At 35.6% G+C, this 13,634-nt stretch carries 9 protein-coding genes; 8 read left to right on the forward strand and 1 reads right to left on the reverse strand.

Annotated elements, in window-relative coordinates; genetic code table 11:
- On the reverse strand, positions 1-3,294 hold a 3,294-nt coding region (locus tag IEV72_RS07270; RefSeq protein WP_505891262.1), incomplete at its 3' end, for an FIDD domain-containing protein.
- 258 nt (positions 3,295-3,552) lie between these two features.
- On the opposite strand from IEV72_RS07270, the gene IEV72_RS07275 reads away from it, so the two are divergent.
- From IEV72_RS07275 to IEV72_RS07310, 8 genes are all read left to right on the forward strand, one after another.
- Complete coding sequence (locus IEV72_RS07275) at positions 3,553-3,987, forward strand: MarR family winged helix-turn-helix transcriptional regulator (protein ID WP_188458443.1); 435 nt, start codon at positions 3,553-3,555, stop codon at positions 3,985-3,987.
- A gap of 13 nt (positions 3,988-4,000) precedes the next feature.
- Positions 4,001-6,406: a 3-hydroxyacyl-CoA dehydrogenase/enoyl-CoA hydratase family protein gene (locus IEV72_RS07280; RefSeq protein WP_188458444.1), complete on the forward strand. Its 2,406-nt coding sequence runs from the start codon at positions 4,001-4,003 to the stop codon at positions 6,404-6,406.
- Between the two features lie 123 nt (positions 6,407-6,529).
- Positions 6,530-7,717, forward strand: a complete 1,188-nt coding sequence (locus IEV72_RS07285) for an acetyl-CoA C-acyltransferase (protein ID WP_188458445.1) — start codon at positions 6,530-6,532, stop codon at positions 7,715-7,717.
- A 90-nt stretch (positions 7,718-7,807) separates the two neighbouring features.
- On the forward strand, positions 7,808-8,167 hold the full coding sequence (locus IEV72_RS07290) for a four helix bundle protein (RefSeq protein WP_188458446.1): 360 nt from the start codon (positions 7,808-7,810) through the stop codon (positions 8,165-8,167).
- Positions 8,168-8,224: 57 nt separating this feature from the next.
- Positions 8,225-10,027 (forward strand): acyl-CoA dehydrogenase FadE, encoded by a 1,803-nt coding sequence (locus tag IEV72_RS07295; RefSeq protein ID WP_188458447.1) that lies wholly within the window; start codon positions 8,225-8,227, stop codon positions 10,025-10,027.
- Positions 10,028-10,108: 81 nt separating this feature from the next.
- Positions 10,109-11,326, forward strand: a complete 1,218-nt coding sequence (locus tag IEV72_RS07300; RefSeq protein WP_188458448.1) for a bifunctional alpha/beta hydrolase/OsmC family protein — start codon at positions 10,109-10,111, stop codon at positions 11,324-11,326.
- 71 nt (positions 11,327-11,397) lie between these two features.
- Positions 11,398-12,243: a hypothetical protein gene (locus tag IEV72_RS07305; RefSeq protein WP_188458449.1), complete on the forward strand. Its 846-nt coding sequence runs from the start codon at positions 11,398-11,400 to the stop codon at positions 12,241-12,243.
- Between the two features lie 101 nt (positions 12,244-12,344).
- A complete protein-coding gene (locus tag IEV72_RS07310; protein ID WP_188458450.1) occupies positions 12,345-13,532 on the forward strand; it encodes an LETM1-related biofilm-associated protein in 1,188 nt (395 codons plus the stop codon).
- Positions 13,533-13,634 lie beyond the last annotated feature (102 nt).

The raw sequence follows: 13,634 nt of genomic DNA on the forward strand, positions 1-13,634 counted from the left end.
ATCACAAACTACTAAAGGTTCGGGTGCTGGAATCGTGGGTAGTGGATCTACCACTAAAGTTAAAGTTGTCGTCGCTACACAATCCGTATCATCACTAAACACACTTATTTCGATGGTTTGTGGGTTATCGGTGTTTTGGTAGTTTTCGATATCGGTGATTGGGTTATTGTTTTCCTGATCGCTTTCATTGGCGTAGAAGACTACGTTTAAGGCGTTGTTATTATTGGTGATTTCTTCGATTTTTTGACTTAAGTCGAAACTCGATGTTTCATCGGTGGTGCTGCCGCTCTCTACATCGTCACATTCCGCTAATAAGGTTGGTGGGGTGATTTCTGGGAGTGGGTCGACAATGAGTTCTATCGGTTCGATATTAAAGCAGTCTAGCGGTGATGTGGGATCGCTTACGCGTACATACACCGTTTGTGGGGATGTTTGGTTTTGGTAAGCGGTCGGGGTGCCGATCAATCCGCTGTTGTTGTTGGCAGCGTTTTCACTTAGGTGGTAACTGATCTCAAAGTCTTCGGTGTTTTGACCTTCGACAAATAAATCTGCTTCTACTTGGGTTAAATCGAAAAACTGTTTACCCGTTTCATTCGTGTCGCAGGCGATAAGTGGTTCGATTTCTTCTAGTAAAGGTGAATCATAAACGAATAAATCTAAGGTGGTGGTTTGAACGCAGTCATTTTCCGGGTTTTCAATTCGAACAAAAAGCGTTTGTTCGTAAGGATTTACATTGGCATAAGGACTTTCAACTGCATTGATATCGGTTAGTGCATCGCTTTCAGTTAAATGAAAAGACACTTCTAAATCAGGATTATTAAAACTAACTTCATCAATTTTGGAATTGATATTAAAGCCAGCAAAAAAACCATCGTTATTTTCATCACAGGCTTCTAAAGGAGCCAATTCGTCATTGAATACAATTTCTAAAACTTCAATAGTAATACTGAAGCTTTGTGATGAACATTCGCTATTTAAAGGAGTAAAGGTGTAAGTAGTATCTTCATCTGAGTTGAAATCTGGACTCCAAGTTCCTTGATAACCGTTGTTTGAAACTTCTGGAAACTCAACTATATCTGATTGGCAAATTGAAGTTGGTAAATCAAATTCGGGTGCTTCATCTGGAAGAACAGTTAATTCAATTTCAAAAGGTTCAGCACATTCTTCTGCATCGGGTGTAAACGTATACGTTCCTGATGAAAGCACTTCATCAGATGGGCTCCAAGTTCCTTCAATAGTATTATCTGATGTGTTAGGAAGCGTAAAGTTATCTCCTTCGCAAAATTCATTTGGAAAAGAAAAATCAGGAATTTGCGGGTCTTCAATAGTAATTATAATTTCAGCTGAAGGTCTACAATTTTGGTTGGTAGGTAATTCACCTAAAATGGCATATACATAATAAGTACCTGGTAAATTAGGTAGCGAATTGGCTTCGCCTAGTGGTGGAAAATTATAAGAGGCAGTTGAAATAGCTGAATCTTGACCTAACTCAACACCGCTTTGATACATTTCGTCGCCAACTTGTGGAGTTGTAAAATAAACAAAACTAATTTCTTGGGGTGTAGCATCTTCAAGAACTAAATCTACACTAATAGGTGAAAGTGCTTCATTTAAGCAACTGGTCTGAAAACCTTGTGGATTAGTTATTTCTGGACAGAAACAGTCTTCAACTTCTACAGTTACTTCTTGGGTTTCAACACAGGTTTGAGTAGTCAAAAATTGAATGTTATCTAGACCAAAATCGTTTCCATCTACAGCTGTTTCTCGATTGTAAATGCAAATTTCAGCTAAATTATTGGCTCCAGAATTCCATGTGTAATTTCGTTCTTGCCAATCGCATCCATTAGTTGGCGAAAAGTCTTGACCAATAGAAACGCCATTGATTTCAACTTCCATATTAGCTGGGTTATTATCAAAACCAACTACAGTTTGTATCCAATAAATAAACTCATATTCTTGGTTGGGTGTTACAGCAACTGTTTGACACCAAACACGATCGTTTCCGTCATTAGAAATTGAGCCATCTGCAACATAAAAGTTTCCATCGTCAGGCTGAAAAGCAGTACAATCTTCAAAAGCAAAAAACCAATCGTTTGCGTTGCTGGTAATTGAATAAGCGCCTTGACTTCCACTTGGGTTATTTTGAAGGTAATTATAATCGGTTTCAAAAGCCTGGTTTCCAAGTGAAAAATCTCCGTTGTAAATTAAATCTATCTCTTCTGTTGTTTCTGTTTCTGCCAGATAAACTGTAGTTTCATTTGGACTTACTTCAATAGGATTTTGATTTGCATCAGCTATACTTTCATCTTCAGGTGTAGATGTCCATGTAACATCGAGATCTGTAAAAGCTTCAATGGTAGCTGATTCTCCATTACATATTAGTTGATCTTCAGAAACTGTCAATTCTTGACCAGTTGCAGCTTCAATTGGAATTTGTAAAACACTTGAGTCACCGTTTGAGTCGCTTATTTGAACTTGATAATCTCCAGCAGGTAAATTTTCAAAAAAACCAATGGTATTGGTTTCATTAATCGGCGATAATATAGTGTAAGTATAAGGTGCAACTCCGTCTTCAGCATACAAAGCAATAAAACCATCTTGCTGTTCTGCACAAGTTTCATCTACTTTTGAAAAACTTACATCTAGTGAATTATTTAAAGAAATGAGTTGCATATCATCTATAGCAAAATCATTTCCAACGGGGTTTGTATTGGTGTTCCACAGTTCAATGTTGATATTTTGACTAGTTGGAATAAAAGTAAAAACCAATTGTTGCCAGCCTTCACTGGGAAGTGGAGCTAAGGCGCTTCCGCTTTCCAGTATTAGATTGGTTGCATTATTAACCTGAATATCTATACTTGCTTGTGTGCTTGGATTCTGGACAGATGTAGCAATAGATTTTATCCAAAAACTGAATTGATATTCTTCAAACGGGATTAATCCGCCTACTCCACTTCCATTATTTCCAGCTCTCCAAAAACGCTGCTCACCACCTATATCATTTCCATCAAAAGCCATCATTAAACCTGTTCCAGAAGTATGATCACCCCCATTTATAAAAAAATTGGTATTCATAACTTGCGGATTAGCTACAAAAGCAAAATCTCCAGGATTTGTAGTACCTGCAAAAGGCGGAAATAATTGATTATAACCTTGGCCATTTATATCAAACCCAGTTATAGTACCTTCTTCAAAATCTCCATTGTTCAGTAAATTCTGTGCTTGAATAGAAGTAAAATTACTTATCAAAAAAACTGAAAAAAATAAAAATCTTGAGATAAATGAATGAAGCATATTTTAAATATTTGAAGCTATACAAAGTATATAATCTTAAATAGCAAACATAGAAAATTAAAAAGGTTTACTAAAACCTTTTCTTTAGCAGTAAACTGTTGCGTATACATTGAAAATTGAATACTCAAAAACCAAATACTAAACCTTTTCGTTTTGAATACTTCGCAACTAATAAATATAAATTATTTTACAATTATTTTACAATTTTATTATGCACGCATAATAAAAAATGCTTACATTTGAAATTCAATTTTAAAAATGAAAGAAAAAACCATTGATTATGTTTTGCGTGCCACTTGGATGGCAGTTGCCAAAATGTACAACGAAGAAGCTGGAAAACAAGGAAGTACAATGGCTACGGGTTTTGTGTTATTAAATATAGATCCTGAAAATGGCACTCCTTCTACTTCACTTGGTCCATTGATGGGAATGGAAGCCACAAGTCTTTCTAGAACATTAAAAACCATGGAAAATAAAGGCTTAATATCTAGAGAAAGGAATCCTGAAGATGGTAGAAGCGTGCTCATTAAACTAACCGAATTTGGCGTAGAAATGCGAAATTACTCCAAACAAGTGGTTTTAAAATTTGATGAAAAGGTGCAGGAAAAAATTCCAAGTGAAGATTTACAAACCTTTAAAGAAGTGGCTAATACCATATCAGACTTAATTGCAAATCGAAAAATTTATAACTAAAATTTTATAGTTCATGAAAAGAAGAATCAACAAAGTAGCAGTCATTGGCTCAGGAATTATGGGAAGTGGTATTGCTTGCCATTTTGCCAATATTGGAGCCGAAGTACTTTTGCTAGACATTGTGCCCAGAGAACTCAATGAAAAAGAGAAAAAACAAGGATTGACTTTAGAAGACAAACAAGTGAGAAATCGCCTTGTTAATGAAGCGCTTCAAGCTTCCTTAAAATCCAATCCTTCACCTATTTATCATAAAGATTTTGCAAACCGAATTTCAACAGGAAATTTAGAAGACGATATTTCAAATGTAAAGGATGCAGATTGGATCATAGAAGTGGTAGTTGAACGACTTGACATTAAAAAGAAAGTTTTCGATAATCTTGAAAAACACAGAAAGCCAGGATCGTTAATCACTTCCAACACCTCTGGAATTCCTATCAAATTTATGAATGAAGGAAGAAGCGACGACTTCAAAAAACATTTTTGTGGTACACACTTTTTTAATCCACCGCGTTACTTAAAGCTTTTCGAAGTAATTCCAGGTCCAGACACTGCTAATGAAGTGATTGATTTCTTAAATGAATATGGCGAAAAATTCTTAGGAAAAACTTCAGTAGTCGCAAAAGATACACCTGCATTTATCGGAAACCGAGTAGGTATTTTTTCCATCATGTCGCTTTTCCACCAGGTGAAAGATTTAGACATGACCATTGAAGAAATCGACAAGCTGACTGGCCCATTAATTGGAAGACCCAAATCAGCTACCTTTAGAACAGTTGATGTGGTTGGTCTAGACACTTTAGTGCACGTAGCTAACGGTTTGCATGAAAATTGTCCAGATGATGAACGAAATGAATTGTTCAAACTTCCCGATTTCATCGACAAAATGATGGAAAATGAATGGTTAGGAAGCAAGTCGGGTCAAGGTTTTTACAAGAAAGTGAAAAACAAAGACGGTTCCAGTGAAATTAAATCCTTGGATTTAGATTCCATGGAATACCGCGATAAACAAAGTCCACGATTTGACATCATGGACAAAACTAAATCGATTGATAATGTAGCTAAACGTTTTCCAATTTTAATTGAAGACGACAGCAAAGCAGGAAAATTCTTTCGAAAAAACTTTGCTGCATTGTTTGCTTATGTTCAAAATAGAATTCCTGAAATTTCAGAAGAATTATACAAAATAGACGATGCCATGAAAGCTGGTTTTGGTTGGCAACATGGACCGTTTCAGATTTGGGATGCCGTTGGTTTAGAAAAAGGCATCGAATTGATGAAGGAAGATGGTTATGAAGTAGCCCAATGGATACAAGATTTATCGGCTTCAAACCAAAATACATTCTACACCGTAAAAGATGGTAACACCTATTTTTACGATATTCCTTCAAAAGAGCAAACCAAAGTGCCGGGTCAGGATGCATTCATTATCTTAGACAACATCCGCGAAAGCAAAAAAGTTTTTGAAAACAAAGGAGTTTCCGTTCAAGATTTAGGCGATGGTATTCTGAATGTAGAATTCAGAAGTAAAATGAATTCCATTGATGGCGATGTACTCAACGGGTTGAACCACGCCATTGATTTAGCTGAAAAAGAATACCAAGGATTAGTCGTGGCAAACAACGGACAGAACTTTTCGGTTGGCGCCAATATCGGAATGATTTTCATGTTTGCCGTAGAGCAAGAATATGAAGAGTTACACGCCGCCATTAAATATTTCCAAGATACCATGATGCGCATGCGATACTCTTCTATTCCAACCGTTGCTGCACCGCATCAAATGGCTTTAGGTGGCGGTTGCGAATTGAGTTTGCATGCTGATAAAGTAGTTGCTTCAGCAGAAACCTACATCGGTTTAGTTGAATTTGGTGTTGGCGTAATTCCTGGCGGTGGCGGTTCAAAAGAAATGACGCTTCGTGCCGCTCAAACTTTTCAAAAAGATGATGTAGAATTGAATCGTTTACGCGAACATTTCTTAACCATCGGAATGGCAAAAGTAGCTAAATCTGCTCATGAAGCTTACGATTTGAATATTCTTCAAAAAGGAAAAGATGTTGTAGAAGTAAACGACAACCGAAGAATTGCAACCGCTAAAAAACATGCTTTGCTAATGGCAGAAAGCGGCTATACCAAACCCGTAAAAACCAATAGCGTAAAAGTATTGGGTCGTCAAGCCTTAGGAGCATTTTTAGTAGGAACCGACCAAATGTTAGCTGGAAAATACATCAGTGAACACGACAAGAAAATAGCCAATAAATTGGCTTACGTAATGTCTGGTGGAGATTTATCTGCCCCAAGCATGGTAAGCGAACAATATTTATTAGACCTAGAACGCGAAGCTTTCTTATCCCTTTGCGGAGAAAGAAAAACGCTTGAGCGTTTACAGCATATGATCAAGAAAGGGAAGCCGTTGAGAAATTAACGGCCCATCTGCCTAAGGCATCTCACCTTAGGGGGAGAAATAAGAAATGAAAATGATTTTAATAACATAAAACCCTATTCACCCCTAATAGTTGTTCCCCCTTCGGGGGATAGGGGGCATCTTATGAAAACAGCATATATAGTAAAAGGATACAGAACCGCAGTAGGAAAAGCAAACAAAGGCGTTTTCCGATTTAAACGACCAGATGATTTGGCAGCAGAAACCATTCAATATATGATGGAGAAATTGCCAGATTTCGACAAAACTAGAATAGACGATGTAATGGTAGGTAATGCCATGCCAGAAGCCGAACAAGGTTTAAACGTAGCGAGATTGATTTCACTTATGGGTTTAAAAACCGAAGAAGTTCCTGGCGTAACCGTAAACCGTTATTGCGCATCTGGAATTGAAACCATTGCCATGGCAAGTGCAAAAATTTCTTCAGGAATGGCAGATTGCATTATTGCAGGTGGTGCAGAAAGTATGAGTTATATTCCAATGGGTGGTTACAAACCCGTTCCGAATTACCAACTCGGTAAAGAAGGAAACGAAAGCTACTATTGGGGAATGGGTCTTACCGCCGAAGCTGTCGCCAACAAATACAAAGTGAGTCGAGAAGACCAAGATGAATTTGCCTACAACTCTCATATGAAAGCTTTGAAAGCACAAGAAGAAAATCGATTTAAAAATCAGATTGTTCCTATTGATGTGGAAGAAGTCTTTGTAGATGATAACGGAAAAAAAGCCAAGAAAAATTACACGGTAACCCAAGATGAAGGACCGCGAAAAGGAACAAATATAGAAGCTTTAAGCAAACTTAAGCCCGTATTTGCCGAAGGTGGTAGCGTAACCGCAGGTAATTCTTCACAAACCAGTGATGGAGCTGCTTTTGTAATGGTAGTTAGTGAAGCTTTTATGAAAGAACACAACCTTGAACCTATTGCTAGGTTAGTTAGTTACGCTACTGTTGGTGTTGAACCCAAAATTATGGGAATTGGCCCAGTAAAAGCTATTCCAAAAGCCTTGAAACAGGCTGGATTGAAAAAAGAAGACATCGATTTAATCGAATTGAATGAAGCCTTTGCATCTCAATCTTTAGCTGTAATCAGAGAATTAGACTTGAACCAAGACATCGTGAACGTAAATGGTGGAGCTATTTCATTAGGACATCCATTAGGTTGTACGGGAGGGAAACTTTCAGTTCAATTGTTTGACGAAATGAATCAACGTGGACTTAAAAATAAATACGGAATGGTAACCATGTGCGTAGGAACAGGACAAGGCGCTGCTGGAATTTATGAGGTGTTTTAGTAGTTAGTTTCTAGTTGGTAGCTATTACCTGTAAAAGTATAAGAGATTAGAGATTAGAAATAATACACTAGAAATATTGAAGTTTTTAATATGGTAAAAAGGAAAAGACATAATCATCGTAACTTAAGAATTTGGCAGCTTGGGACTGAGATAATGAAAGATGTGTATGATATTACTTCAAATTTTCCTAAAAAAGAAGATTTCAGATTAACCTCTCAACTTACAGGTTGTGCAGTATCAATACCTTCAAACATAGCTGAAGGTTCTGCAAGAACTGACAAAGCTTTCAATCATTTTCTAGATATTTCTTTAGGTTCTTCATTTGAGCTTGGAACACAATTAATAGCAGCTCATCATGCAAAATATATTACTGATTTAGAATTCAAAGAACTAGACGATAAAAATAATGAATTTCAAAGAATGACTATAGGTTTTATTGAGACTTTATAAATCTAATCTCTCATTTCTCATATCTAAATTCTTTAACAATATTAATAAACAAACAAGATGGAAACAAAAGAAAAACAAGTAATTAGAGGTGGGCAGTTTCTAGTAAAAGAAGCTCAGCCACAAGACATCTTCACTCCAGAAGATTTTACAGAAGAACAAAAAATGATGCGCGACTCGGTGAAAGAATTTGTCGACCGTGAAATATGGCCTAAAAAAGAAGAGTTTGAAAAGAAAAATTATGCCTTAACCGAAGAAGTAATGCGCAAGGCAGGAGAGCTTGGATTTCTAGGCGTGGCTGTTCCTGAAGAATACGAAGGATTAGGGATGGATTTTGTTTCAACCATGTTGGTATGTGACTATATCTCGGGTGCAACAGGTTCGGTAGCGACTGCATTTGGCGCACACACTGGAATTGGCACTTTACCTATTACGCTATACGGAACCGAAGAACAAAAGCAAAAATACATTCCCAAATTAGCTACAGGCGAATGGTTTGGTGCCTATTGCTTGACCGAACCAGGTGCAGGTTCTGATGCCAATTCAGGAAAAACAAAAGCTGTTCTTTCTGATGATGGTAATCACTACAATATTACAGGACAGAAAATGTGGATTTCAAATGCTGGATTTTGTGATCTCTTTATCGTATTTGCTAGAATTGAAGATGATAAATACATCACTGGATTTATTGTAGAAAAAGACTTAGAAAATGGTATTTCACTTGGTGAAGAAGAGAAAAAATTAGGAATTCACTCATCTTCTACTCGTCAAGTATTTTTTAACGATACCAAAGTTCCAGTTGAAAATATGTTAGGCGAACGCGGTGGCGGTTTCAAAATAGCGATGAATGCATTAAACGTAGGTCGAATTAAACTAGCTGCTGCTTGTTTAGATGCGCAACGTAGAGTAATTGATGGAGCTGTAAAATATGCAAATGATCGCGTTCAATTTAAAACTCCTATTTCGAGTTTTGGTGCTATTCGTGAAAAATTAGCACAAATGGCAACACGTGCTTTTGTAGATGAATCGGCTTCTTACCGTGCTGCAAAAGATATAGAAGATAGAATCAACACTAGAAAAGAAAGCGGAGCTTCACATCAAGAAGCTGAATTAAAAGGGGTTGAAGAATATGCCATTGAATGTTCCATCTTAAAAGTTATTGTTTCTGAACACTGCCAAACTTGTACAGACGAAGGAATTCAAATTTTTGGTGGAATGGGATTCTCAGCTGATGCTCCAATGGAATCGGCTTGGAGAGATGCGCGTATTTCTAGAATTTATGAAGGCACCAATGAAATCAACCGAATGCTTTCCGTAGGAATGTTAATCAAAAAAGCCATGAAAGGCCAAGTTGATTTATTAGGCCCAGCAAGTGAAGTAAAAGACGAGTTAACAGGAATTCCTTCTTTTGATACGCCAGATTACTCGGCTACACTTTCAGAAGAAACTGCCATGATCAAGAAGTTGAAAAAAGCATTTTTAATGGTAGCTGGTGGAGCCATGCAGAAATATGGTGAAGATATTGAAAATCACCAAGAATTATTGATGGCTTCGGCTGACATTCTAATGGAAATTTATATGGCTGAGTCAGCCATTTTAAGAGCTAGGAAAAATGCAGATCGTTTAAGCGAAGATGAAAATAAATATCAAATTGCCATGGCGCAATTGTATTTATATTATGCAGTTGAGAAAGTAAACGAAAAAGCCAAAAAAGGAATTATTTCTTTTGCTGAAGGCGATGAGCAAAAAATGATGTTAATGGGGTTAAAACGCTATACTAAATACGAAAATTACCCTAATATTATTGCATTACAAGAATTAGTAGCTAAAAAAGTAGTTGACGAAAACACCTATCCTTTTTAAGCAGAAAATAAATCGTTTTAAAAAAGCCTTTTCATTACATTTGAAAAGGCTTTTTTTGTTTCATTTCATAAAAAAACAACAATGCAAAAAGAAAAAATTAGTTTCAAAAACAACAAGGGAGAAAATTTAAAAGCAATTTTATACACTCCTGCAACAAGAGCAGCTCATTCATATGCAATTTTTGCACATTGCTTCACTTGCAATAAAAATTTCAAAAATATAAAAAACATCAGCCAATCTTTAACCGATAAAGGTTTTGGCGTATTTAGTTTCGATTTTACAGGCTTAGGAGAAAGCGAAGGAGAATTTTCAGATACAGATTTCAGTCACAATATTCAAGATTTGTTAGCCGCAGTTGAATATTTAAAAGAAAATTACTCATCACCAAGTTTATTGGTAGGTCATTCGCTCGGAGGTACAGCTTGTATTTATGCTTCATTAGAAGTTAAAAGCTGTAAAGCAGTAGTTTCCATAGGAAGTCCACACGATCCAGAGCATGTAAAAAGATTACTGAAAGAAAATATTGATGAAATAAACGAAAACGGGGAAGCTCATGTAAATATTGGTGGCAGAGGCTTTAAAATAAAAAAATCTTTTCTTACCGATATCGAAAAACAAAGTGAAAAAAATGCCCTTAATAACTTAACCGCTTCCTTGCTAATATTGCATTCTCCACAAGATAAAATTGTGGGTATTGCTAATGCGGAAAAATTATACAAAGCAGCTAAACACCCAAAAAGTTTTATAAGTTTAGATGGAGCCAACCATTTACTAACTAATGAAAATGATTCTAAATATGTTGGAGAAGTAATTGCCAGTTGGTCTAGTCGATACCTAGATACAACTGATGAAACTAAAGATTTAAAAACCAAGCATCAAGTAATGGCAAATCTAGAAAAGGGTGATGACTTTACAACTGAAATGAAGGCAGGTATACATTATTTTAAGGCAGACGAGCCAGAAGATTTTGGCGGCAAAAATTTAGGACCATCTCCATATGAATTAGTTTCTTCTGGTCTAGCAGCATGTACTGCCATGACACTACAAATGTATGCCAAGCAAAAAAATTGGAATTTAAATGATGTGGAAATCCACATAAATTATCAAAAAGTGCATGCAGAAGATGCAGAGAATTGTGAGGACAAAAAAAGTAAAAAAATAGACACGTTTTCGAGAGAAATCGTTCTGAAAGGAAATTTAGACGAAAAACAACAACAAAAACTATTAGAAATAGCAAACAAATGTCCCGTCCATAAAACCTTAAGTAGCGACATTAATATAGAAACCAAACTTCAATAAACTGTTAAGGTTTTATTGCATCCAATGGATAATGAGTTAAGAATAGTAATTTTGGTGAAAATATAACAAATATGAAGAAATTAAACTTTTTAATTGCCTTTGCATTAATGGCATTGTTTGTAGCATGTGAAGATGCTCCAAAAAAGGAAAATACATCTAGTGAAAAGGATAGTGAAACAAAAATGGAAGAGAAAGAGAAGAGCATTAAAGTTTACGAGCTTGAAGGTTCTCCAGAATTTCCTGATGCTGAAATTTCTATGCTTTCACCAACTTCACCTAATGTGGAAGCTGGAGAAGTAGAATTTGCTTTTCAAGTTGAAAATTATAATTTGAAAGATCAAACAGAAAATGCTGGTGAAAACGGTTTAGCTAATTCTCACCACGGCCAGCACGTTCATTTTATTTTAAATAACGGACCTTATTCTGCTCACTATGAAGATGCTTTTATTAAAGAACTTCCAGAAGGAGAACATGTAGTTTTGGCATTTTTATCACGATCTTATCACGAGTCAGTAAAAAACGAAAAATCCTACACTTTAGCTAAATTGAGTGTTGGTGAACCTACAGAAGAACAAAAATTAGATGTAGATTTTGAAGCGCCACACTTGTTTTATAGCAGACCAAAAGGAACTTACAAAGGCAAAGAGCAAACCGATAAAGTTTTGCTAGACTTTTTCTTGTTGAATGCTGAATTAGCAGCAGACGGACACAAAGTAAAAGCTACCATTAATGGAGAAGAATTTATGCTAGACAATTGGGTGCCTTATGTAATGGAAGGTTTGCCGTTAGGCGAAAATACCGTTGCACTAGAATTGGTTGATGCAGATGGAAATTTTGTTGAAGGACCATTCAATAAAGTTGAAAGAACATTTACTTTAGCAGAAGCCGATAAAGAAGAAAACGAAATGGAAATGTAATATTTCTGTATATTTAAAATGATAAAGCTGTCTTTTAAAAGAGACAGCTTTTTTTATTTAAACGCAAAAGTTTCATTTATCTTTACCAATTAATTTATTTTATGAACCCATCAACTCAAGGTTGGATTGATAAATTACAGTTACAATCTAAGCTTTTTTTTGAAGAAGTAAAAAGTTGGAACGAGCAAGATTTGTACTACACTTTACTAGAATCAGGTTTCATTTATGGTACAAATGTAAATTGTATCAATCCACATTTAAAAAGTGAATTAAGCTACACGCAAGAAGAGTTAGCAAAGCTCAACTTGATGTACGCATTGATTCAGGTGTATCAATCGAAAGAAAATGACGGAGCTGAAATTAAAAAAATAATAGCTTTTTATAATCAAGTTACCTCCAATTCTAAATCTAGTTTTGGTATTTCATTTTCCGCTAAAAATGAATCCAACGAACTAGAAAAAATAATTCACCATCGCATTCAACCAAAAGGCGGTTTGCTTCAAAAAAACTTCAGCAAGCTACTTACCAATGCCATGCTGTTTATCGATGTGCTTTGCTTTCAACTTTGGTTGGAACATCCTGAAAAACTGAACAAGTTTGCCATTCAATTAGAAGGCATTTTAATCAATTTGGTATATCTCGCTATTCAAGAAAAAACAGAATTAGGCAAGTATGAAGAATTAATCATGAAGCTGCTAAAATCTTCTTTGCGCTATGAAAAGCAAACCCAAAACGAAATGCTTGCCTTCGATGAAATGAATTTTGACATCATCGATCATTATTCCATTAAAAAATATGCTGTAGATTTAATTTGCATGGCGATGTATAGTGACGAATTGATTGAAGTATCAGAATCTGAATTTGTTTTTCAACTAGCAACAAAAATTGACTTACCCCATGTTGAAGTAAAAAAATCTATTTCAGCATTGCAAGAGTTCGTACAAAATCATAAATCTAAAATTGCTTATTTCAATTATAAAAATCCATTGCAAACTTTCTATAATCGAACGCAGCGTAACACACAAGTTTTATTAAGAAGAAACAAAAAAAGATTGATTCAAGAAATCATGGAAAGCAAAGAGTTGTTTCTTTTGTTGAAAGCCTCTACTGTACGAGATTTAAATAACAATGAAAAACAAAAAGTGAAAGAACAACTTTTTGACATCTTTAAAAGCATTCCTTCCCTAGCCATTTTTGCGCTTCCAGGCGGTGGAATCTTGCTTCCTATCATCATCCGCTTTATTCCAAAACTACTGCCTTCTTCTTTTAATGAAAATAATAAAAGTTAGAGAACAAATTGATGCTCTTTTGTAAAAACACAAAGCAACTATTGCAATAATAATGTTAATGTATTAGTGCGTTAGTGGCATCAAAAAAAATATTTCTACAAT

The sequence above is a fragment of the Psychroflexus planctonicus genome (genome assembly GCF_014640195.1).
In the GTDB taxonomy this organism is placed as follows: domain Bacteria; phylum Bacteroidota; class Bacteroidia; order Flavobacteriales; family Flavobacteriaceae; genus Psychroflexus; species Psychroflexus planctonicus.